This window comes from Xanthomonas sp. fls2-241-TYG-148, assembly GCF_030208815.1.
Classification (GTDB): domain Bacteria; phylum Pseudomonadota; class Gammaproteobacteria; order Xanthomonadales; family Xanthomonadaceae; genus Xanthomonas; species Xanthomonas campestris.
The window spans coordinates 646,224-667,454 of the sequence record NZ_JARVTE010000001.1; the positions used below are offsets into that span (position 1 = coordinate 646,224).

The following is a 21,231-nucleotide window of genomic DNA, read 5'->3' on the forward strand; positions in this document are numbered from 1 at the left end:
CCCTGCTCGTTACGGTTTCGACAGGGCGTGCAGCTGTTCCATGATCACCTTCGCCAGCGTTGCGTAATCGCCCTTGAAGTGATGATCGCCCGGCAGCATGACGCGCTTGGCCGTCTCCGCCGGCAGGCTTGGGCACAGCGCGTCCTCATCGTCCTGGCCGTAGATGCACACGGTGGTGCCAGGCGGCAGACGCTGCACTTCCGGGGCGATCGGCAAGCCGTCGTCGTCCGACCCCAGCCAGTTGCTGACATGGAACTCGTAGTCGGCCAGCTTGCCAACAGACAACAGCGCGGTCATGCGCAGGTTTTGCTTGGTGGGTGCGGGCAGTTTGTTGATGGCCGCCGGCAGCACGTCGGCACCTTGCGAAAAGCCGATCAGCACCACCCGCCGGCGCTGCCAACGCTGCGCATAGAACCGCGCGATGCGGTCCAGGTCGGTGGCGAATCCTTGCGGCGTGCGTTCGCTCCAGAAATAGCGCAGCGAATCCAGGCCGACCACCGGAATGCCCTGCGCCACCAGCGCATCGGCAACCTCCTCATCCAGCCCCGCCCAGCCGCCGTCACCGGAGACAAAGATGGCGAAGGTGTCGTCGTCGTTGTCCCCATCACCCCGGGCCGGCAATTCGACCACGGGCAGCTCCTCCAGGCCACCCGGCGGTGGCGGCAAGGCCACGCCTTTCTGCTCGCCCAGCGAGCGCGCCGCTGCGCGCAGCCCCGGCAAAATATCGCCCTGCCTGGAGCGCCGGAATGTCTGGGCCTGCGGAATCTGCTTGAGAAAGGCGTCTTCGGCAGCGGACGGGCAACGCGTGCCCTGGCTGCTGGCAAGCACCCACGGAATCTGCAACGGCGCCGGCACCAGGCTGTTGCTGCCCGGGCGCACGCCCGGCTGGCAGATCGCCTGATCCGACACCGCCGCCGGACACAGGCCGTCGGTCAGCACGCCGGCGAGCGTGTGTGGCTTGGCCTGCGCGGCGATCGCGTAGGCCAGCGCGGCGCCTTCGCCATCGCCCACCAGCAGCGGCAGCCGATAGGTGGGGATGTGATAGAAGGCCTGCAGGTAGCGCGAGAAGTTCTCCACATCGCCCACCGAGAACGCGCAGGCACCGCCATCCTTACGCACCACGCCATACAGATGCGCGGTATCCACCAGCGCCACCATTGCACCGTCGGCACGCAGCGCTTCGGCCTGGGCCTTACGGGTGGCCGTATTGCCGTCGCCGGCCAGCCAGATCACCACGCGTTGTGGCTCGCCCTTGGGCATCAGCACCGGAATCTGCTCGAAACGCCCGTGGCTGACCGCCTGCGGTGCCTGTGCGGCGGCCATGCCGGAGAGCGCCACTGCCGCCGCGCCGCAAAGCGCGCTCCACATCTCAAGTCGTCGCATGTCGCACCATCGGGAAGAGTGGGCCAAAGATAATCGTTCCGCATGCTGCCGCGAAGCGCATTGCTTCGCTCACGGCGCAGCCGCAGGCTGGCGTGCTTGCCAGGCGGCCAACGCGGCGCGGTAACGCGCCAGCTCCTCGGCGTACAGGTCATGCACGCATAGGGGGCAACCGCTCTCGCAGCACTCGTTGGGGCCCGGCGGTTGCGGCGGCTGCGGGCGTGGCTCGTGGTGAGAAGAAGCGCCGTCGTGCATGCGGCAAGTGTACCGCGCACGCTGGCTGGGCCTTGGAACGCTCACTCAACGGAGCGAGCAATCGTCAGGCGGGTGCGCACAGCGCGGCGGAAGCCAAGCGTACGGGGAAGTGAGGATTTCGAACGCAGCCCGCGCCCGCCCGGGGGCTGCGCAATCGTGTTGATCGCTGCGCGTGGCCTAGCGGCCCAGCCGCCGGCGCAGGTTGGCCCGCGCGGCGGCATCGCAGCGCGCGTGGAAGTCATCGCTGAGGAAGATGCGCGGTCGCTTGAGCAGGCCGGCCAGGAAACGGCCGCGGTTGAGCCGGAACAGCAGGCTGGGCACCACCCCACGGTATTCCTCGGCAATTCCGCGGTCGTAGGCGTCGAAGACCTCGGCCGGCGCAGCAAGAATGGCCATATCGCAATCCAGGAACAGCGCCGCGTCGGCATCCACGTCCTGCGGCTGCAGCTGGCCGTGCCGGGCGGTGAGCAGGATCAGCGCCTGGACCCGGGCCAGGTCCACCGGCGCCTGCGGCCACCATTGCGGAATACAGGCCAGCGCCCAGTCGGCCGAGCGGGCTTCGTTGTCGCTGCGGCCGGGCGCGTACACCGCATCGTGGAACAGCACCGCCAGCCACACTTCCACCGGCTGCTGCCAGCCTGGCCCCGCCGCAACCTCGGCGTAATGCTGCAGCACGGCCCGCACGTGGCCGAAGTGGTGGTAGGCGCGTCGCGGAGTGGCATAGGCCTGTTCCAGCGCGGCCAGATGGTCAGGCGATAACGGAAGCGGTGTGGAGTCCATGCGCGCAGGCTAACGCGTTGATGCCGGCGTGCACATCAGCGCAGTGACCAGCGCCCTTCGATCTGGTAACGCGACTGGCCAAGAAAGCTGCGCACCAGGGCGAAGTCGGTGACGGTCCAGCGCAACGGGTCGCAGCGGCGTTGCGGCAGCGACTGATTGCAGTAGAGCAAGGTCATGTGCGGGGTGTATTGCGCATCGCCGGCAATGCCCACGTGCGCCAGTTGCCGGCCCAGCGCGCCTTGCAGGTCGTACAGTCCGCGCAGCTGCTCTTCGCCACGCAATACGCACGGCAGTTGTGAGCGGCGCCCACCGAATGTGCCCACGCGGTCGAACTCCACCTCGAACGCTTGCTGCGCCACGCGTTCGGCCGCCTGGCTGGCACGCGCCACCAGCGATGGTGGCAGGCCGCCGGCGTAATCGCCCAGATGATGCAAGGTGACATGCAAGCGCTCCGGCGCCAGCGGCTTGCCTTCGACCAGCCCGGCCTGCAGCAGCGCACTGCCGATCTGTGCGGCATGCGTGGCAGTGATGGCATCGGCCATCACCGCAAAAAACAGGCGCTCGGTGGTCTTTTCTTCGCCCAGGCCCAGCGACAGCTGCGCTTCGGCGGAGGACAGGTACAGGAACTGCTGCTGCATGGGATCAATCCACGACCGCGGGCGCCGGCCTGCCTGAACAAGGGCGGCGGATACTAGCAGAACCGCTCACGCTGCAGAACACAGGGCGTGTTGGTGCGTGCTGATCACAGCGCTGATGCTGGGTGACTGCGGACGTCCTCGCATCGACACGTGCAACGTTGGACGATGCGAAGCGCCACATCGCCTGCGTCACTCAAGGCGAGCGACCTACACACTGCGCATCAGCGAAGTGCTACCGGCCATACGCGACACATTGCCCGTAGCACTGCTCGTACCACGCAACAGCTCCGTACAACTCAACAACACCACACAAAAAGAAACGGGCAACTCGCGCTACCCGTTTCCGCCTCTATCGTTTACTTCCCGAAGCTGCACCATGCGGTGCATCCGGTCACGCTGTCGTATTACGCAGCGCTCTTCATCGCGTGCTTGCGGTTGCGCATGACGTCATGGCAAGCGCGCACTTCCGGCAGCAGGCGCAGCGCGGCATCGCGTGCGGCAGCCGGGGTGTCCTGGTCGGCGATGGTTTCGTCGAACGCCTTCAGCAAGCGGTCTTCGGACTCTTCCAGCTCGGCCACGTAGCCGTACTTGGTGTCGCCCAGCGTGGCACGCACCTTGCCGTAGAACTGCTGCATGCTGCCGACCATGGTGCCGTGGGTTTCCGGCTTGCCGCCGACCGACGCAACCACGCTGCTCAGGTTGCTGACGATGTCAGACTTCACGCCTGCAATGCGGCGGAACAGCGTTGCCAGTTCGGCATCGCCCACCTTGCTTGCGGCTTCTTCGTAGAAGTCCTTGCCGTCGCGGGAAATGGCGATCAGGTCGTTGAGGCTATGCTCGGTCTTGCTCTGGATGCTCATATGTCACTCCTGTGTTGCAGGTGGTCCAGCGCTGCGCACGCTCGTTACTGTCATGCGCTGCGGCGGAAGAAAGGGGTTTCAATCATTCTGTGTCACTGCGGTGTCGCTGTGTACGGCCTCATCCTGGTCTTGCCGCCATAAGCCGTGTGTGAGTGATTGCCCCGCTGTCCTCACGCGGCCGTGCCTGCCATGAACATCGATTCATTCAATGCAAGCGGCCTGGACTGAAGTGATATGCATCAGCCGTCCTTGGGCAATTTGCTGGCCCACATGTTGTCGACCAGATTGGGATAGCGCCGCCCCGCCGCATCGGCGCGCGCCTTGGCTGCAGCATTCTGTGCATCGCTCAACGGCGTGCTGCCGGTACGACGCTTGGGCGCTGCACGCGTCCAGGGTGGTGGAGTCGGAGTGGTCACCGCGGCACGCTCACTGTGTTGGAAACCAGCAGTCTCGACAGCGCGCCGTGAGCTAGCCGTGCAGCGCTGCATGCGCACGCTTGCAACTGCGGCGCCATATCGCATGCAGTGCCGCTGCGACTTAGAGCAGCTATCAAAACTACTGCGCAGCTACGTTTTATTAGACGCTCTTAGTAGCTGGCTGCCAGCGCGCGCTGGCGACGTTCCTGCCACACCGCGCAGCTGTAGACCAACAAGCCGCCCAGTGCGGTGGCCGCACCGACATAGCCGGTGGAGGTCCAGCCCCACCCCGCCGTGATCGCCATGCCCCCCAGCCACGGCCCCAAGGCGTTGGCGGTGTTGAACGCGGCATGGTTGGACGCGGCGGCCAGGGTTTGCGCTTCTGCGGCCACGTCCATCAACCGGGTCTGCAGGGCCGGTGCCAGTGCGCCCATGGTGCCGACCGCCACGATCGACACGAACACCCAACTGCTCGACAACGCCGCCAACGGGAAGGTCAACATCACCACGATCGACCACACCAGCAACACCGGCACCGCGCGGAACTGCATGCGGTCGAACAGCCACCCGCCAAGAATGCTGCCGAGCACGCCGCCCACGCCGAAGGCCGCCATGGCCAACGGAATGCGCGCAGGCGCCACACCGGTCACGGCGGTGAGCGTGGGCGCCAGATAACTGAAGACGCAGAACATGCCGGAAAAACCTACCGCGCCAATTGCCAGCGCAAACCACACCTGCGGCTGATTGAACGCGCGCATCTCGCGCAGGGGTTGTTGGCGCGGTTCGTCCGGTGCCGGCGGCAGCAGCATCGCAACTGCAGCGACCGTGCCCAGCGCAATCACCGACACCGCCGCATACGCCCAACGCCAGCTCAGGCTCTGGCCAAGCCAAGTGGCCAATGGGTTGCCGACCAGCAGCGCCACGCTCAGGCCCAGCAACACGCGCCCCACCGCAGTGGCGCGCTGGTTGGGCGGGCTGATCGACGCCGCCACCAACGAGGCCACACCGAAATACGCCCCATGCGGCAGGCCGGCAATGAAGCGGCACAGCAACATGGTGTGGTAGCTCGGCGCCAATGCGCTGGCCAGGTTGCCCAGCGCATAGAACACCATCAGCAGCAGCAACAAGGTGCGTCGCGGCCAGCGCGCACCCAGGATCGCCAGCAGCGGCGCGCCCACCACCACACCCAGTGCGTACGCGCTGATTACATGCCCCACCTGCGGCTCGCTGATGTGCAGCCCGTGGGCAATCTGCGTCATCAGGCCCATCGTGGAGAACTCGCTGATGCCGATGGCAAACCCGCCCATCGCCAGTGCCAGCAGGATCAGCACGTAGTCGCGGCGAGGCACGCGCGGCGTTGAAGCATCGTTGGAAGACATGCCCGGGTCCACAATGGCGAGCCGCCCATTATTGTGCAATGCAGCATCTGGCGAAAGGCGCGCCATCGCCTTGGTTCAGCACACGCCTCGTGACACATCACAGAATGCGCTGAAACACGTTACAAAAGACGCACTGTCCCATCGATGCAGCCTCGAATACAGATCAGTCCGCCACCATCGCTGGGAGGCCTACGTCATTGGCAAGATCGCGACGTACGCATTTTCTCCTTCAACCTGGCGACCGATGTCTACTTCCACTCCTTCTCCGTTGTTTTCGCCGGTGCGCCTGGGCGCGCTGGATCTGTCCAACCGCGTGATCATGGCGCCGCTGACGCGCAACCGCGCCGTTGCTGGCGCAGTGCCGTCGCCGCTGGCGGTGGAGTACTACGCCCAGCGCGCCACTGCCGGCCTGATCATCGCCGAAGGCACCCAGATCAGCCCGCTCGGCCAGGGCTACCTGGACACCCCCGGCATCCACACGCCCGCACAGGTCGAAGGCTGGCGCGCGGTCACCGATGCAGTGCACCGGCAGGATGGCAAGATCGCGCTGCAGCTGTGGCACGTGGGACGCGTCTCGCACACCAGCCTGTTGCCGCCGGGCGAAGTGCCGGTGGCCCCTAGCGCCATCCGCTCCACCGGCAAGACCTTCACCGCGCAGGGCTTTTCTGATGTCTCAGAGCCGCGTGCACTGGCGCTGGAGGAAATTCCCGCGCTGATCGAGGACTACCGCGCAGCTGCGCGTAACGCCATCGATGCTGGCTTCGACGGCGTGGAAGTGCATGCGGCCAACGGCTACCTGATCGACCAGTTCCTGCGCGACGGTTCCAACCAGCGCACCGATGCCTACGGCGGCGATATCGAAAACCGCACGCGCCTGCTCGCCGAAGTGGTGCAGGCCATTGCCGACGAGATCGGCGCCGAGCGCACCGGTGTGCGGCTCTCGCCGGTGACGCCGGTGTACGACATGCACGACTCCGACCCGCAGGCCTTGTTCGAGCGTGCGGTGGAGCGGCTGAACCTGATCGGCGGGCTGGCCTTCGTGCACGTGATCGAAGGCGCCACCGGCGGCCCGCGCGACAACATCGCCTTCGACTACACCGCACTGCGGGCCAAGTTCGATGGCGCATGGATCAGCAACAACGGCTATGACAAGGCGATGGCCGAACAGGCGATCAGCCGTGGCGACACCGATGCGGTCTCCTTCGGCCGTGCCTACATTGCCAATCCGGACCTGGTACGCCGCCTGCGCGACAACGCGCCGCTGGCGGAACCGAACCAGGCTACGCTGTACGGCGGCGGCGCCGAAGGCTACACCGACTACCCGGCACTGCCGGCGTAACCGCACCGCTGCCCGGTCGCCATGCAGGTGATCGGGCAGCTGCATTTTTCTTGAGCAGCCGCAGCCGAGCGTTGCCACTGCAAACGAGCGCTGTAAGTCACAACCACACGCGCGTGTGGCTCACCGACACAGATGACTGCGATAGTGCTGATCGCGCGCAACGCCGTTGCACATGCACGACAACACCGAGTGGCAACGCCGGTGCCACGCCCAACCTGCACACGCTGCGTCGCAACGCGCACAATGGACACCGACAGCGCATGGCAGACCGCAGCTGGCTCCCGCGACCTTCAACCGTCGTCTTCGCACCGGCATCAGCAACCAACACCGCATCGCCTACAGCGCCACCACAACCTGCGCGCACATGACGCACACGCGCAGCCCCGCTAGGATCGTGCGACATGATTTTCGGGAATGCCCATGCGCCGCCTGCTCCCTGCCCTGCTGTTGTGTGCCCTGCTGTTCTGCGACCAGGCAGCTGCGGTGCCGTTCTGGGGCGCGCGCCAATCCAGCCCTGCGGAAACGGCGCCGGACCAGCTCAAGCCAGGCGAATGGATCTGGGGCGGCGTGAGCAAGGGCTGGGGGCCGATGGCAGTGATCGTCAGCCTCACCGAGCAACGCGCCTATGCGTATCGCAACGGCATCCTGATCGGAGTGTCCACCATCAGCTCCGGCAAGCCCGGGCACGAGACGCCCACCGGCGTGTTCACCATCCTGCAGAAGGATAAAGACCACCGCTCCAGCATCTACAACGCCGCGCCGATGCCCTACCAGCAGCGGCTCACCTGGGATGGCGTGGCGCTGCATGCCGGCGGCCTGCCCGGCTATCCGGAATCGCATGGCTGCGTGCATCTGCCGTCCGAGTTCGCCCGCCTGCTGTTCGACAACTCCAACATGGGCATGGTGGTGGTTGTGGCGCAGGCCGGCGTGGATGCCGATGCGGTGGTGCACCCGCGCGCGCTCAGCCCGATCGACCCCTCCACCGGTGCGCAGCGCCCGCTGTTGCCGCTGCCCAGCGGGCAGACCTATGCCTGGCAGCCCGAGCTTGCGCCCACCGGGCCGATCTCGATGCTGGTCAGCAGCAGCGACCAGCAACTGGCGGTGTATCGCAACGGGGTGGAAATCGGCCGCGCCCGCGCGGTGCTGCACGCACCTGCCGATGCCGCGCCCCTGGGCACGCAGGCCTTCATCGTTGGCCAGGGCTTCTTGCCCGGCGAGGTGCCTGGGCTGCCCGGCATACGCATGCCCAACTGGATGCGCATCGGCATTCCCGGCAGCGCGGCGGCCGCTGGGCAGGCGCTGGATGCGAACACCATCGCGCGGCTGCAGGTGCCGCCGGCCTTTCTCGCCAACCTGCTGCCGCTGCTGACGCCGGGCGTGGTGCTGGTGGCCACCGATCAACACATCCTGCCGGAGACCACTGGCGGCAAACTGCAGGTGCTGGATTCGGATCCGCCGGAAGCGCCGTAGCGCGGGCAATGGCCGGTGAGAATCGCAGGGATACGTCGACCTTCGCCGTACCGAAGCGACGCACGGCATGACCGAAGCGACGTCGGTCCGGGTGCGCAGGTAGTCGCCTTCGACGAAGTTGCAGCAGAGCACACCGAGCGGCGTGGCGGTGACCTCGCCTACGGCAGTGAGCGGCTTATCGACTGCCCCGATGACGCACAAGCGGCGTGCCGTCCGACCAACCGAATGGTTGGAACTTCAGTAAGAGCGGCTAACAAAACGTAGCGAGCAGTCGTCATGTGGGTGCGGACGGCGCGGAGGAACCGGAATGTACGTGGGTACATGCCGATTCCGAGCACTGGCCGCGCCCGCCTGGCGGCTGCGCAGTAGTTTTGATAGCTGCTCTAAGTCGTTGCGCGTGCCACCCTGCAGCTCAAGGCCGCGATCACTGCCACGGTCGCCGCGCTCAAAGCCGGCTTGGCCGCCGCGAACGATCCAGCCTGACTCTGCGCATCGCGCCACAGCATGCGCCAAGCAGCACGCTCCCACTTGGTAGTCAGGCAGCGGATGCGCAGCGGCGCACGCACGCTTCGCTGTGCCTCCAGACCGCTAGTACGCCACCGTTCTCCTTCCCAACCAAGGCTGCAGTCGTGATTGCCACACCGGCGCCGCGCGGTGATGATGCAGTCACTTCATTGCCAAGGATGTGCGTGATGCGCCAACGATTGCTCGCCCTGTTGTGTGCCGCGTTGTACGCCGCCGCGTCGCCATCGCGCGCCGATGAGATGCGCCCGGCTGCGCCCGACGCCACTTGCCTGGATGCACGCCAGGTGGCCGAACTGCAGCAGGCCGATGCCCGCACGTTGGCGGTGACCGGCCAGCAAGGCCGCCTGTTCCGCCTGCGCCTGGCCGATGACTGCCCCGACATTGCCAACCAAACCGGCGCGTCGTTACTGGCTGCGCATGGCTGGGTCTGCAACGGCGCGGCCGCGTTTGTGGGCACGGGCACGCAGCGCTGCGTCATCACCCAGGTGGAGCCGATCGATGCACGGACATACGCCAGCATCGCGCGTTACCGCGCAACCGATGGCACCGCCACGCTGGATCCGGTGACCGTCCGGCAGAGCCGCCGCCGCAACTTCGCCGGTTCTTCCAGCTATTGCTTCAATCCCAGCATGCTGCGCTCGTGGTCGGAGGACCCCGATGGCCTGCTGGTCGAAGTCTCCGCGCGCCATCCCGGCACACACCGCTACTACCGTGTGGAGCTACTGGACAGTTGCCGCGAGCTCAGCGGCGCGCCGCCCATCCAGTTCGTTTCCGGTATGGGCATTAATGCCATCTGCGGCAATCCCGGCGACAAGGTGACCGTGCTCGACGAGCTCAGCCTGGCCGGCGCGGCGGCCGGCTCCGGCCAGCAAGGCGAGTTCGCCACCAGCCGCGGCGGGATGCTCGCCCGCCTGCGCCAGAGCTGCACCATCGCAGCGGTGTATCCGCGCGATTGAGTCGTCCGACGTTGCGATATACACACGGCTTTGTGGGAGCGCGCTTGCGCGCGATGGGGCGTCACCGATAACGCTCTATCGCGCGCAAGCGCGCTCCTACAATGCGTTCCAGATCCAACAAGCGCTCTAGATCGCGGCTCAGGCCTTGCGCAGGAAGCAGGTCTTCAGCACCAGACCCTTGATCTTGTCGGAGTTGCCTTCGATGTGCTCGGCATCGTCCTCGACCAGGCGGATATTGCGGATCACCGTACCCTGCTTGAGCGGAATCGACGAGCCCTTGACCTTGAGGTCTTTGATCACGGTGACGGTGTCGCCGGCGTCGAGCACATTGCCGTTGCTGTCGCGCACGACCACCGCGTTGGCCGGCGCATCGGCGGCGCTCCACTCGAAACCGCAATCGGCGCAGATCCACAGCTCGCCATCGGCGTAGGTGTTGTCCAGACTGCATTGCGGACAGGCGGGCGCGGTGGACATGGGCTTCCTTACGAACACAAAGAGGGCGTGGATTGTAGCCGCAGCCTGCCGCGATCACGCATCGGCCACGGCAGCGGCGCGATAGTGCGTCGCCTCCCCCGGTTGTCGCAGGTTGCCCGTGTCCAACAAGCCCAGTGGTTCGCATCTGGTCGTCTACGTGGCGTTGGCAGGCAATCTGGCCATCGCCGTGGCCAAATTCATCGCCGCCGGCATCTCCGGCAGCTCGGCCATGCTGAGCGAAGGCGTGCACTCGCTGGTGGACACCATCAATGAAGTGCTGTTGCTGTACGGCCTGCGCCGCGCGGCACGTGCGCCCACGCCCACGCATCCGTTCGGCTACGGGCGCGAGCTGTATTTCTGGAGTTTCATCGTGGCGCTGCTGGTGTTCGCGATGGGTGCCGGCGTTTCGCTGTACGAAGGCATCGTGCATCTGCGCAATCCCGAACCGGCCAGCAGCCATTGGCTGGCGTATAGCGTGCTGGGTGTGTCGATCGCGTTCGAGAGCATCTCGTGGGTGGTGGCGTTTCGCGAGTTCCGCGCCAAGAAGGGGCGCATGGGCTATTTCCAGGCATTTCGGCAGAGCAAGGACCCCAGCACCTTCACCGTGCTGCTGGAAGACAGCGCCGCGCTGGTCGGTCTGTTCATGGCGCTGCTGGGCGTTGCCGGCGCGCAGCTGTTCAATATGCCCCAACTCGATGGCATCGCCTCCATCGGCATCGCCTTCGTGCTGGCGTTCACGGCGTTTCTGCTCGCACGTGAGACCAAGGGCCTGTTGATCGGCGAACCTGCGCATGCGCACGTCACCGACTCATTGCTGGCCATCGCCGCGGCCGATCCAGACGTGCGCGCGGCCAATGGCGTGCTCACCATGCAGATGGGCCCCAACCAGGTGGTTGCAGCGCTCAGCGCCGAATTCGAAGACAGCCGCACCACGCCGCAGATCGAAGCCTGCATCGGCCGCATTGAAGCGGCGGCCAAGCAGAAACATCCCGAAGTCACCGCCTTGTTCGTCAAGCCGCAGACGCCGGAAACCTGGCGTGCACGGCGTGCGCAGATCGAGCGCGGCGCGCAGGCCGAGTAGCGCAAGCGCGTGTGCACCAAGCTGATCCTGCCGTAACCCGCACGCGCGGTCGCGGTTGCATCGGCTGTATCGATTGCCTACCGTTGTGGTGCGCCATCGTCCCGCATCGTGATCTGACCGATGCACTCCCCTTGTACTCAATCAATGGAGGTTTCCCATGGAAATCACCCAGGGTCGCGTTGCGACCATTCACTACACCCTCTCCGACGACAGCGGCCAAGTGCTCGATCGCTCCACGCCCGACACCCCGCTGAGCTATCTGCACGGCGCCGGCAACATCGTGCCGGGCCTGGAACAGGCACTGGACGGCAAGCGCACCGGCGACACGCTCACCGCCGATGTCGCGCCGGAACAGGGCTACGGCCCGCGCCATGCGCAACTGATCCAGCACGTGCCGCGCGAAGCCTTCCCGAGTGACGTGGACGTGGTTCCGGGCGCGCAGTTCGAAGCGCGCACCCAGCAGGGGCCGGTGATGGTCACCGTCACCGAGGTCGGCCCGGAGCAGGTCACCGTGGATGGCAATCACCCGCTGGCCGGGCAAACCCTGCATTTCGCCGTGGAAGTGACGGCGGTACGCGAGGCCACCACCGAAGAACTCGACCAGGGCCACGTCACCGACATCGCCGCCTGAGGCGTTGCGCCGCGCGCCAGTGGTGCGCGGCGCTCCCGCCAGCGCAGGCCGCAGACCGACCGTGAGGCCTCCCGCAACGGCAGGCAGGCAGCCGTAGTAAAGTGCGCGGCCCGCTCACAGGCGCGCCCGCATGAAACTCGGCATCGACTTCGGTACCAGCAACTCCGCCGCGGCGGCCATCGTCGACGGCAAGGTGGTCCCGGTGCGCTTTGGCGAGGCATTGCAGTTCCGCACCACCGTGTATTTCCCGGAAATCATGCGTGACCCGGACGATTTCAGCCTGACGCCGGCGCTGGAATACGAACTTGAACGCCTGATCGATGCCGGACGCCGCGACGCGGCCGCCGCCGGGCGCAGCCCCAGCCAGGACAGCCTGCGCCGCGACGCCCTGCGGGTGGTGCGCCGGCAATGGATGGAAGAACAAGTACGTGCGCCGCGCAGTTCCGCAGCATTGCTGCAGAACGCGGTCTATGGCGACGAGGCGCTGGATGCGTATTTCCTGGAAGGCGAAGGCAACCTGGTGCAGAGCCCCAAGTCGATGCTGGGCTACAACCTGCATCCACGCGCGCGCCAGACCATTACCGGCATTGCCACACATGTACTGGAACACATCCGGCTGACCGCCTCGCAGCAATTCGATCACAACATCCGCAGCGCCACGCTGGGCCGCCCGGTGCAATTTCGCAGCTCCATTGGCGAGGCCGGCAACGCACAGGCGCTGGAGATCCTGCAGACCGCAGCAATCGCTGCCGGCTTCGACCAGGTGGATTTCCTCGAAGAACCTGCGGCCGCAGCAATGCATTACCACGTCAGCCATGCCACCCGGCACGACACGGTGGTGGTGGATATTGGCGGCGGCACCACGGATGTCGCGCATGCCAGCGTGGGCGGCAGCACGCCCCCGCAGGTGCACCGCGCGTGGGGCATTGCCCGCGGCGGTACCGACATCGACCTGGCCTTGAGCCTGGCCGCCTACATGCCGTTGTTCGGGCGCGGCATCACGCGTGTCCCGGCGCACCACTACGTCGAGGCGGCAATGGTGCAGGACATGACGCGCCAGCGCGAATTCCGGCTGCACAAGTATCAGGACGTGCCGGCGCCGTTCGATCGTCGCCTGCAGGCCCTGCAGGACACCGGCAATACCGCACGTCTGTACCGCGGCGTGGAAGCCTGCAAGATTGCGTTGAGCGAGCACGACCGGCACAGCGCAGTGCTGGAGTTCATCGAGCGCGACCTGACAGTGGACGTCGACGCGGCCGCCCTGGTCGGGGCCGCTTCCAATTACCTGCGCGAACTGGAAGGCCTGTTGGTCCAGGTCAACGCAGACCTGAGCGCCGCGCCCGAAACGGTGTTCCTGACCGGCGGCATGTCGCGCGCCGGCTATATCCGCGACACCGTGGCAGCGGCGTTCCCGGCCTCGCGCCTGGTCCATGGCGACCCGTCGTTCGGCGTGGTGCAAGGCTTGGCCTGGGCCACCGCGGGTGCCGGAGAGGCCCAGCCCGCGGCCGTTTAACGAAACTCTACATCGCCCCGACTAGACTGCGCGGTTGCTGCCGGACGCCCCGCCGTCTTGCCTGCAAGGCACGCTCCGCCGTGCCGCCGTGACCACGCACCGAACGTGATCGCACTCTTCGACACCGCTTCCGCGCGCGCACCCTAGCCGCACGCGGTGTCCTTGCACTTCCCCGCTACAGGAGGCCACATGGCACGTCCCGCGACCAAGCAGAAATCCCAGCCCAGCATCGCTCGCAGCGAAGGTAAGTCGCAGCCGCTCAGCCGTGAGCGTATCGCTGCCGACATCGCCGCTTTTCGCAAGACCGGCGGCCGGATCGAAGTGCTCACCACCAACTTCGGCCCCGCCCGTAACGACGGCGACAAGAGCGCCTGAGTTCGACCGACGTGCTGCCCTGCGGGGCGGCACGTCGTGCTGCACTGTCACGGCAGGTTGCCGGTGACACAGGCAGCTGCCCTCCGCGGATCTGCAACGCCTCAGTTGCCGTAATCGACACGCACCGAGCCGGAATGCGACTCCAGTTTGATGTCGCCATTGCCCGCGCCCAGCGTCGTTTTCAGGCTCTTGCCTGGGCCGTACTCCGGCCGCTCGACCCGCCCGGCCACCGCGCGGATGTCGCCGCTGAAGACCTCTACGTTCAACGCCGCCGATACCGTGCGCGGCACGCCCAGCGCGATCTCTCCGCTCACACTTTCCGCCGCGATACTGCCGCCTGGCGCCAGGCCTGCCACCTTGAGCCCGGTTGTGCCGGATACGCTCTGCGCACGCAGCTGCGCCACCTGCCCGGTGCTGAGGTTGATATCACCGGACACCGACTCGGCACTCACCTGGCCACTGGCACCGTTTGGCGCCGCGATCTCGCCGCTGACAGTGCTCAGGTTCAAACGCGTGGTGGCCACGGTGCTGCGCACATCGCCGCTGACCGACTCCAGACGCGCTTCCTTGGCGCGCCCAGCGGCCACCACCTCGCCGCTGACCGACTTGAGCTGCAGCCGCGCCAGATCGATCTGATCCACATCCAGATCGGCGCTGACCACCTCTGCCTGCAACACTGCGCCGCGCGGCACCCGCAGTTCGAGTTGCGCCCCATTGCCGCTGCGGCTACTGCGCGGATAGACCACCTCGAACTGCAGCCGGTCGGCACTTTCATTGACATCCAGCCGCTGGCCCGGCCCAAGCGTGCCGGTCAACGACACCTCGTCGCGGTCCCAGCCACGCACGCGCACCTGCCCGGCGATGTTTTCGATCTCCACGCGCCCACCGCGCGCCAGTGGATGGATCTGCTTCACCGCAGTCTGGGCCGCGGCGGGCAGTGCGCAGACGGCGCTCAACAACAACAGGGATAAGGTGGCGTAACGCATGGGTGGCTTCCTCAGCTGGGGACGTAGGCCTCGCCCTGTGCGGCGAGACGGGTCAATTGCAGGCGCTTCGCGTAGGTGCGCTGCAACTGCGACAACAAAAACGCAGAGCGCGGGCTCTGCACGATGGCGGCGTGGATCGACTGCGCGCTAAGGTCCAGCTCGTTCAGTGCCGGCAACAATGCAGCCGGCGCCTGCTCCACGGGAACCGCCGCGATGGCCTGCTGGTATTGCCCGGCCAGCGCCTGCGCCTGAATCACCAGCGCTGGCGGCGCAGCTGCATTCGCTGGCGCAGTCGGCAGAGGCGTGAGCCTGGGCGCGATGGCGATCACTCCCAGCGCAGCCGCGAGCGCAAGGCCGGCCGCTGGCCACTGCCATGCGCGGCGCTGCCGGCGTGCTGCCAGCGCCGCGTCTGTGCCGCCCGGCGGCAGTGCGGCGGCAATGTTCTCCCACAGCTGCGGCGCTGGCTGGCGCTGCGTGGGCAAGGCCTGCAGGCGCGCGACCAAGGCCGCATCGTCGGTGCCGGATGGAGGAAGGGATTGGGTCATACGGGTTCTCCCAGCCGTGCACGCAACAGGCCGCGTGCGCGATGCAATTGCGCCTTGGAACTGCCGACCGCCATCTGCAGTTCTTCGGCGATCTCATGATGTTTCCAGCCCTCGATGTCGTGCAGCACCAGCACCGCACGCGCGCGTGGCGGCAGGGTCTCCAGCGCGCGCTCCAGATCCATTTGGGTGGCCTGGCAGGACGAAGCACCAGGAATTGCCGCGAGCAGTTCGCCATCGGCATCGTCAAGCTCGTGATCGCGCGAATGTGCGCGGCGACGCAGCTCCATCAATGCGTTATTGACCGCCAGCCGATGCAGCCAGGTGCCCAGGGCACTCTGAAAGCGAAACTGCGGCAAGGCCTTCCAGGCGGCGATGAAGGTTTCCTGCAAGGCATCGTCGGCGCGTGCGGCGTTGCCGCCGCACAGCCGCCACACCACCGCATACAGGCGTGGCGCATGGCGGCGGTAGATCGTCTCGTACGCCGAGCGGCTGCCTGCCGCGGCTGCACGCGCCAATGCCGCATCGTCGCGGTCGGCGGGGCTGTCGCAAGCGGGGGCATCGGGGGGCACGGTGGTATCGAGCATAGCCAGTTCGATGCACCGGGCAGCAAAAAGGTTTAGAGCAGCTATCAAAACTACTGCGCAGCCGCCAGGCGGGCGCGGCCGGTGCTCGAAATCCTCATGTACCCACGTACACTCCGGTTCCTCCGCGCCGTCCGCACCCACCTGACGGCTGCTCGCTACGTTTTGTTAGCCGCTCTTAAGCGCAGGCATCAACGCGACTGCGCAATCGTCAGACAAGCGCGGCAGACGCCCGAAATCGGCATATCTCCCCGTACACGCCAGTTCCTCCGCACCGCCCCCAACCGCCTGGCGATTGCTCACTACGTTGGTTCGCCGCTCTACGCCCGGCGCAGCCATTTTTCTACCGGAGTTCTAAACCTTTCCGGAGTTCTAAACCTTTCTGGCGCAGGGCGCATCGAAGGCTTCGATTGCACAGCGCCGCGCCGCTGTCCTGGGCGGCCCCGCCCTGGCGTTATCGGAGATCCGCATGACCCTCATCGTTGGCTTGCTGCTGAGCCTGTGCCCGACCCACTGCCCTGGCCCGCTGCCCACGGCCGCCTTACGCCTATCGCTCAGCCCGCAGCGCGTGGAAGCCTGCGTGCTGCCTGCAAGCAGCGCTGCGCCACCACGCTGTGTGCACGTGCCATCGCCCAATCACTGGGGCGCCTTGCGCACGCTGCGCGACAGTTGGCAGGCCGTGTTCGATCTCCGGGACTATCAGGCGATGCATCTACAGCGACGGTAATGCACTACCAAGACCCCACACATAACGAAGGGCACTCCTGCCGCATGACAGCGATTGCAGCGGCCATCCCAGGCCCACGACCGCAGCGCTTCACGCGTTTGACCATGGATCATTGCACCACGCAGCACACGCAGATGAGCGCGCATTTAGAGCGGCTGACAAACGTAGCGAGCAGTCGTCAGGTGGGTGCGGACGGCGCGGAGGAACCGGAATGTACGTGGGTACATGCCGATTCCGAGCACCGGCCGCGCCCGCCTGGCGGCTGCGCAGTCGTTTTGATAGCTGCTCTTAGCCCACGCACCCATTGCTCAGGGAGTAGCCCGTTACACTAGGCGCCCCCACGTATCCGCTTGAGCTGATGGCTGCACCCGACCCCCTTCCCGCGATGATCCGTAGTCTGTTGCCGCACTGGAACCCGCAGTGGCTGGATGTCGCAGTGCCCGCCGTCAAGATCGTCGTGATCCTCGCCGTCGCGGGCCTGATCCGGCTGCTATTGCGCCAACTGCTCAAACGCCTGTGCACGCGCTACAGCGTGCCGGCCGAAATGATGATCGGTATTCGGCGGGCGGGCGGCTTCATCATTTCGGTGAGCGCGCTGTTGATGGTGCTGCACGTGATTGGCGTCTCCGCCGGCACGTTGTGGACGGCGTTCACCGGATTCGCAGCGGTGGGTGCGGTGGCGTTCTTCGCTGCGTGGAGCGTGCTGTCCAACATCTTCTGCACGTTCCTCATCATCACCACGCGGCCGTTCCGGCTACATGACCACATTGAACTGCTCGAAGGCGGCGACAAGCCGGGCCTCAAGGGCCGCGTCATCGACATCAATGTGATCTACACCACGCTGGAAGAAACCGGCGACCACGCTGGCAGCGTGCTGCAGGTGCCCAACAGCCTGTTCTTCCAGCGCACCACGCGGCGCTGGCGCGAGACCAGCGGGTTTCATTCGCCTTGAATAGCGGCACCCATCAGCGCAGCTGGCTGTCCTTGCTGCCGCGCCGGTTGTAGCCGCCTTGCGCGGCTTGCGCATGGTCATGCGCCTCCTGGCAGGTGACGCACAGATGCACACCCGGCACAGCGCTGCGCCGCGCCTCGGGAATACGCGCATCACAGTCTTCGCAGTGCGTCAGGCTCGGGCCCTGATGCAGCTGGCTGCGCGCCCGCTGGATCGCCTCGTCCACCGTGGCATCGATCTGGTCCTGCACCGCCCCATCACCCGCCCATCCGGTCGCCATGTCTGCATCACCTTGTTGGTCTGTTTCTGAAATGGGCACGCACGGCGCAAAATCCAAGCCGGCTCTGCACAGTGCGCTCAAACCGGGTGCTCTAGCATTCACCGATTCGCCGCCCACAGGAACCCCACCATGGAACACCCCGTCCACCCGTTCTCCGAACTGTTTGCACAGCTCGGCCTGCCCTCCGACGAAGCCAGCATTCGCCGTTTCATCGCCGAACATTCCCCGCTTCCGGGCGATGTGCGACTGGAAGAAGCGCCGTTCTGGACACCGGCCCAGGCGCAGCTGCTGCGCGAAGAGCGCATCGACGATGCCGACTGGATCGTCACCATCGACCAGCTCAATATCGCCCTGCATACCGAAGCAGAAGACACCGGCGTGTCGGCAGGCTGAAGCGCAGTTTCGCGCAAAGCTAGAGCTTGCTTTTGCACTGACTTAGCGATCGCTTACAGGACGCACAAAACAAGACGCACAAAAAAAAGGAGCGGCATTGCCGCTCCTTTTGTATCTCTAACGCCTGCTAGCAGCGCTCGAAAGCGCTACTGCAGGCCATGGCAATCAGGTCACCTTTTTGGCGATCGTCATGCCCAGCACGAACAGCACGATGGCGATGATGATGCCGGCCCAGAACAGGAACTTGGCGATTCCCATCGCCGCACCTGCCATACCACCGAAGCCCAATGCACCGGCAATCAGGCCGATGATGGCGAAAATAATGGCCCACTTGATCATGATGTCTCCTATCGGCAAAGCCGTTGCGTCAGTCGAGTGCTTTCAGCGGCGCAGTGCCGGAAAACATGCCGTGCACGCTACCCACCACCCTGTGCCGCACTCGTGAATACGCGTGACACACGACGACACAGTTGCCCGGCCGTTTAGCTGCGCGAACGCCTCTTCACATCGCTCGCAGACACACTGCGCATCAGCGATCATGCGGCCTGGGCAACGTTTTGGATCACATGGACACGCTTCGCTATCTCACCGGTTACCCACCTGCAGTGCTGGAGCAGGTGCGCGCATTGATTGCGCAGGACAAGCTCGGTGCCGTTCTGGCGCAGCGGTATCCCGAGCGCCACTCCGTGCGCACCGACCGGCAGTTGTACGACTACGTCAAAGAAATGAAGGAGCGCTACATGCGCTCCTCGCCCACGCTGCACAAAGCCATCTACGACAATCACCTGCAGGTGGTGAAGCATGCGCTTGGCACGCACACCGCCATCTCGCGCGTGCATGGCAGCCGCCTGAAAGCCAGCCGTGAGATCCGCATCGCCGCGGTCTTCCGCGACGCACCCGCGCCCTTCCTGCAGATGATCGTGGCGCACGAACTGGCGCACCTCAAAGAGCCCGAGCACGACAAGGCCTTCTACCAGCTGTGCCACCACATGGCCCCGGATTACCACCAGCTCGAATTCGACCTGCGCCTGTATCTGACCCAGCTCGCGCTGAGCCCGCGCGACTGATTGCAAGCTTGGCCGGAACCTGATCGTCCCGCTGCCGCTCCCGTCTGCTTCCCAGCGTGGCACCGGCTCAGCACGATCCGCGTCTAGTTCAGTACCTTCAGGCCGGTGGTGCGGATTGCGATACCACGCGCCGGTGCAGTGGTGTGCTTCGACAATCTGCTGGCCGACGGCACGCCTGATCCGGATTCGTTGCACGCAGGTCTGCCGGTGGATGCGGGCAGCAAATGGCTGGGCACGCTGTGGTTCCGGCAGCGCCGCTACCGGGGTTGGTGAACGGGTTCATACACATCCACCGGCCAGCGTGGTTTAAAATGTTGCGGCGCGACGTGATCGGACAGGGTCTGGAGACGTCGCGTTTTTTGTTTCCCATTGCGCCGGCTGCAGGCCGGGCGTCAGGGAAGGCACATCACGCAGCCCCGCGGAGCCTTCGATGCTTTTCGAAACCCTCGATACCACCGGCCATGAGCAGGTGATTTTCTGTCACAACCGCGACGCCGGCCTCAAGGCCATCATCGCGTTGCACAGCACCCGTCTGGGGCCGGCACTGGGTGGGGTGCGCATGCGGCCGTATGCCAACAGCGAAGCCGCGCTCAACGACGCGCTGCGGCTCAGCCGCACCATGACCTACAAGAACGCACTGGCCGGCCTCAATGTCGGTGGCGGCAAGGCCGTGATCATCGGCGACCCGAAGACCGACAAGAGCGAGGCGCTGTTTCGCGCCTTTGGCCGCTTTGTCGACACCCTGGGAGGCCGCTACATCACCTCCGAGGATGTGGGCACCGATGTCAACGACATGGAGCAGATCTACCTGGAGAGCGAGTACGTCACCGGCGTGCATCAGGTGCATCGCGGCTCCGGCGATCCGGCCCCGTTCACCGCCTACGGCGCGCTGCAGGCGCTGATGGCCTCGCTCAATCGCAAGCTCGGCCATGAAGAAGTCGGCAAGGCCAGCATCGCGATCCAGGGCCTGGGCCATATCGGCATGGAACTGGTGAAGTTGCTCAAGGAACGCGGCGCCAAGCTCTATGTGGCCGATCTCAATCCGGCGCTGGTGGATCGCGCAGTGTCCGAATACGGCGCCGAGGCCGTGCGCCCCGAAGAGATTCATGAAGTGCCCGCCGATGTGTTTGCGCCCTGCGCACTCGAAGGTGCCATCAACGAAGACACGCTGCCGCGGCTCAAGGCCAAGATCATCTGCGGCACTGCCAACAATCAGTTGTCCAGCGCAGCGATCGGCGAAGAGCTGCACAAGCGCGGCATCCTGTATGCGCCCGACTACGTGGTGAATGCCGGCGGCGTCATGAATGTGTCGCTGGAGATCGACGGCTACAACCGCGAACGTGCGATGCGCCTGATCCGCAGCATCTACCACAACCTGGAAAAGGTGTTCGACCTGTCCACCCAGCTCGGCATCCCGCCGCAGCAGGCGGCCGACCAGATTGCCGAAACGCGGATCGAAGCGATCAGCAAGCTCAAGCTGCCGCTGGGCCGCACCGCACCGCGCTTCCTGCACAAGTTACGCGGCGAGTAAGCGCGCAAACGGGCGGGCCGCGGTTGACGACTGGTGCGATGACGCAATCCCCACCGCACACGTGACGCCCGGGCATTGCACCCGGGCGTCATATACA

At 65.7% G+C, this 21,231-nt stretch carries 25 protein-coding genes, 3 other RNA genes and 1 pseudogene; 14 read left to right on the forward strand and 15 right to left on the reverse strand.

The window, feature by feature from the left end; all coding sequences use genetic code 11:
• Positions 1–9: 9 nt before the first annotated feature.
• The 7 genes from QRM60_RS02950 to QRM60_RS02980 all read right to left on the reverse strand — a co-directional run bounded on the left by QRM60_RS02950 (position 10) and on the right by QRM60_RS02980 (position 5,708).
• Positions 10–1,383, reverse strand: a complete 1,374-nt coding sequence (locus tag QRM60_RS02950) for an AcvB/VirJ family lysyl-phosphatidylglycerol hydrolase (protein WP_115555669.1) — start codon at positions 1,381–1,383, stop codon at positions 10–12.
• Between the two features lie 69 nt (positions 1,384–1,452).
• The gene (locus QRM60_RS02955; RefSeq protein ID WP_014507194.1) at positions 1,453–1,635 is read right to left on the reverse strand and encodes an oxidoreductase-like domain-containing protein; all 183 of its coding nucleotides are present in this window, start codon (positions 1,633–1,635) and stop codon (positions 1,453–1,455) included.
• Between the two features lie 177 nt (positions 1,636–1,812).
• Positions 1,813–2,415, reverse strand: a complete 603-nt coding sequence (locus QRM60_RS02960) for a hypothetical protein (protein WP_115555668.1) — start codon at positions 2,413–2,415, stop codon at positions 1,813–1,815.
• Between the two features lie 35 nt (positions 2,416–2,450).
• On the reverse strand, positions 2,451–3,053 hold the full coding sequence (locus QRM60_RS02965) for a 2'-5' RNA ligase family protein (protein ID WP_285445572.1): 603 nt from the start codon (positions 3,051–3,053) through the stop codon (positions 2,451–2,453).
• A 404-nt stretch (positions 3,054–3,457) separates the two neighbouring features.
• The gene (locus tag QRM60_RS02970; protein WP_011036511.1) at positions 3,458–3,913 is read right to left on the reverse strand and encodes a PA2169 family four-helix-bundle protein; all 456 of its coding nucleotides are present in this window, start codon (positions 3,911–3,913) and stop codon (positions 3,458–3,460) included.
• A 239-nt stretch (positions 3,914–4,152) separates the two neighbouring features.
• Positions 4,153–4,329, reverse strand: a complete 177-nt coding sequence (locus QRM60_RS02975; protein WP_115555667.1) for a hypothetical protein — start codon at positions 4,327–4,329, stop codon at positions 4,153–4,155.
• 170 nt (positions 4,330–4,499) lie between these two features.
• Entirely contained in the window at positions 4,500–5,708 is a 1,209-nt protein-coding gene (locus QRM60_RS02980; protein WP_285445573.1) for an MFS transporter, read from the reverse strand.
• Positions 5,709–5,952: 244 nt separating this feature from the next.
• On the opposite strand from QRM60_RS02980, the gene QRM60_RS02985 reads away from it, so the two are divergent.
• On the forward strand, positions 5,953–7,047 hold the full coding sequence (locus QRM60_RS02985) for an alkene reductase (RefSeq protein WP_285445574.1): 1,095 nt from the start codon (positions 5,953–5,955) through the stop codon (positions 7,045–7,047).
• Between the two features lie 414 nt (positions 7,048–7,461).
• Positions 7,462–8,517, forward strand: coding sequence for a L,D-transpeptidase (locus QRM60_RS02990; RefSeq protein ID WP_343237642.1), 1,056 nt, complete (start codon positions 7,462–7,464; stop codon positions 8,515–8,517).
• Between the two features lie 248 nt (positions 8,518–8,765).
• On the opposite strand, the gene QRM60_RS02995 is transcribed toward QRM60_RS02990, so the two are convergent.
• Positions 8,766–8,840, reverse strand: a non-coding RNA gene (locus tag QRM60_RS02995) — sX9 sRNA.
• 360 nt (positions 8,841–9,200) lie between these two features.
• On the opposite strand from QRM60_RS02995, the gene QRM60_RS03000 reads away from it, so the two are divergent.
• Complete coding sequence (locus tag QRM60_RS03000; protein ID WP_285445576.1) at positions 9,201–9,998, forward strand: DUF6491 family protein; 798 nt, start codon at positions 9,201–9,203, stop codon at positions 9,996–9,998.
• 138 nt (positions 9,999–10,136) lie between these two features.
• Here the strand turns inward: QRM60_RS03000 and QRM60_RS03005 are convergent, their stop codons facing one another.
• Positions 10,137–10,472: a zinc ribbon domain-containing protein YjdM gene (locus tag QRM60_RS03005; RefSeq protein ID WP_285445577.1), complete on the reverse strand. Its 336-nt coding sequence runs from the start codon at positions 10,470–10,472 to the stop codon at positions 10,137–10,139.
• A 118-nt stretch (positions 10,473–10,590) separates the two neighbouring features.
• On the opposite strand from QRM60_RS03005, the gene QRM60_RS03010 reads away from it, so the two are divergent.
• The 4 genes from QRM60_RS03010 (at position 10,591) to QRM60_RS03025 (ending at position 14,072) form a co-directional block, all read left to right on the forward strand.
• Positions 10,591–11,553, forward strand: a complete 963-nt coding sequence (locus QRM60_RS03010) for a cation diffusion facilitator family transporter (protein ID WP_285445578.1) — start codon at positions 10,591–10,593, stop codon at positions 11,551–11,553.
• Positions 11,554–11,710: 157 nt separating this feature from the next.
• Positions 11,711–12,184, forward strand: coding sequence for a peptidylprolyl isomerase (locus tag QRM60_RS03015; protein ID WP_011036503.1), 474 nt, complete (start codon positions 11,711–11,713; stop codon positions 12,182–12,184).
• 130 nt (positions 12,185–12,314) lie between these two features.
• Positions 12,315–13,697 carry an Hsp70 family protein gene (locus QRM60_RS03020; protein WP_285445579.1) on the forward strand — a complete coding sequence of 461 codons (1,383 nt, stop codon included), beginning with the start codon at positions 12,315–12,317 and terminating at the stop codon, positions 13,695–13,697.
• A 189-nt stretch (positions 13,698–13,886) separates the two neighbouring features.
• Positions 13,887–14,072, forward strand: coding sequence for a hypothetical protein (locus tag QRM60_RS03025; protein ID WP_008578219.1), 186 nt, complete (start codon positions 13,887–13,889; stop codon positions 14,070–14,072).
• Positions 14,073–14,173: 101 nt separating this feature from the next.
• Here QRM60_RS03025 and QRM60_RS03030 read toward each other — a convergent pair whose 3' ends face one another.
• From QRM60_RS03030 to QRM60_RS03040, 3 genes are read right to left on the reverse strand one after another with little or no spacing between them, the layout of a single operon-like run.
• Positions 14,174–15,058, reverse strand: a complete 885-nt coding sequence (locus QRM60_RS03030; protein ID WP_115530057.1) for a DUF4097 family beta strand repeat-containing protein — start codon at positions 15,056–15,058, stop codon at positions 14,174–14,176.
• An 11-nt stretch (positions 15,059–15,069) separates the two neighbouring features.
• Complete coding sequence (locus tag QRM60_RS03035; protein ID WP_285445580.1) at positions 15,070–15,603, reverse strand: hypothetical protein; 534 nt, start codon at positions 15,601–15,603, stop codon at positions 15,070–15,072.
• Positions 15,600–16,187: a sigma-70 family RNA polymerase sigma factor gene (locus QRM60_RS03040; RefSeq protein WP_285445581.1), complete on the reverse strand. Its 588-nt coding sequence runs from the start codon at positions 16,185–16,187 to the stop codon at positions 15,600–15,602. Before QRM60_RS03040 ends, QRM60_RS03035 begins: the two co-directional genes overlap by 4 nt.
• Positions 16,188–16,283: 96 nt before the next feature.
• Between QRM60_RS03040 and QRM60_RS03045 the strand changes: the two genes are divergently transcribed.
• Positions 16,284–16,358: non-coding RNA, sX9 sRNA (locus QRM60_RS03045), on the forward strand.
• Between the two features lie 295 nt (positions 16,359–16,653).
• Positions 16,654–16,911, forward strand: coding sequence for a hypothetical protein (locus QRM60_RS03050; protein ID WP_285445582.1), 258 nt, complete (start codon positions 16,654–16,656; stop codon positions 16,909–16,911).
• Positions 16,912–17,064: 153 nt separating this feature from the next.
• On the opposite strand, the gene QRM60_RS03055 is transcribed toward QRM60_RS03050, so the two are convergent.
• A non-coding RNA gene (locus tag QRM60_RS03055) (sX9 sRNA) lies at positions 17,065–17,138 on the reverse strand.
• A 131-nt stretch (positions 17,139–17,269) separates the two neighbouring features.
• Here QRM60_RS03055 and QRM60_RS03060 point away from each other — a divergent pair.
• Positions 17,270–17,863, forward strand: coding sequence for a mechanosensitive ion channel domain-containing protein (locus QRM60_RS03060; RefSeq protein ID WP_042599338.1), 594 nt, complete (start codon positions 17,270–17,272; stop codon positions 17,861–17,863).
• Positions 17,864–17,876: 13 nt separating this feature from the next.
• Here the strand turns inward: QRM60_RS03060 and QRM60_RS03065 are convergent, their stop codons facing one another.
• A complete protein-coding gene (locus tag QRM60_RS03065) occupies positions 17,877–18,143 on the reverse strand; it encodes a DksA/TraR family C4-type zinc finger protein (protein WP_042599337.1) in 267 nt (88 codons plus the stop codon).
• A 129-nt stretch (positions 18,144–18,272) separates the two neighbouring features.
• On the opposite strand from QRM60_RS03065, the gene QRM60_RS03070 reads away from it, so the two are divergent.
• Positions 18,273–18,536, forward strand: a complete 264-nt coding sequence (locus QRM60_RS03070) for a DUF2789 domain-containing protein (protein WP_228438932.1) — start codon at positions 18,273–18,275, stop codon at positions 18,534–18,536.
• A gap of 165 nt (positions 18,537–18,701) precedes the next feature.
• On the opposite strand, the gene QRM60_RS03075 is transcribed toward QRM60_RS03070, so the two are convergent.
• Positions 18,702–18,875, reverse strand: a complete 174-nt coding sequence (locus QRM60_RS03075; protein WP_003489471.1) for a DUF1328 domain-containing protein — start codon at positions 18,873–18,875, stop codon at positions 18,702–18,704.
• Positions 18,876–19,102: 227 nt separating this feature from the next.
• Here QRM60_RS03075 and QRM60_RS03080 point away from each other — a divergent pair, with 227 nt between their 5' ends.
• From QRM60_RS03080 to QRM60_RS03090, 3 genes and pseudogenes are all read left to right on the forward strand, one after another.
• Positions 19,103–19,603: a YgjP-like metallopeptidase domain-containing protein gene (locus tag QRM60_RS03080; protein ID WP_228425890.1), complete on the forward strand. Its 501-nt coding sequence runs from the start codon at positions 19,103–19,105 to the stop codon at positions 19,601–19,603.
• Between the two features lie 102 nt (positions 19,604–19,705).
• Positions 19,706–19,876 (forward strand): annotated as a pseudogene (locus QRM60_RS03085) (2OG-Fe(II) oxygenase); the annotation flags it as partial.
• Positions 19,877–20,033: 157 nt separating this feature from the next.
• Positions 20,034–21,134 carry a Glu/Leu/Phe/Val dehydrogenase dimerization domain-containing protein gene (locus tag QRM60_RS03090; RefSeq protein ID WP_011036492.1) on the forward strand — a complete coding sequence of 367 codons (1,101 nt, stop codon included), beginning with the start codon at positions 20,034–20,036 and terminating at the stop codon, positions 21,132–21,134.
• The last annotated feature ends 97 nt before the right edge of the window (positions 21,135–21,231 follow it).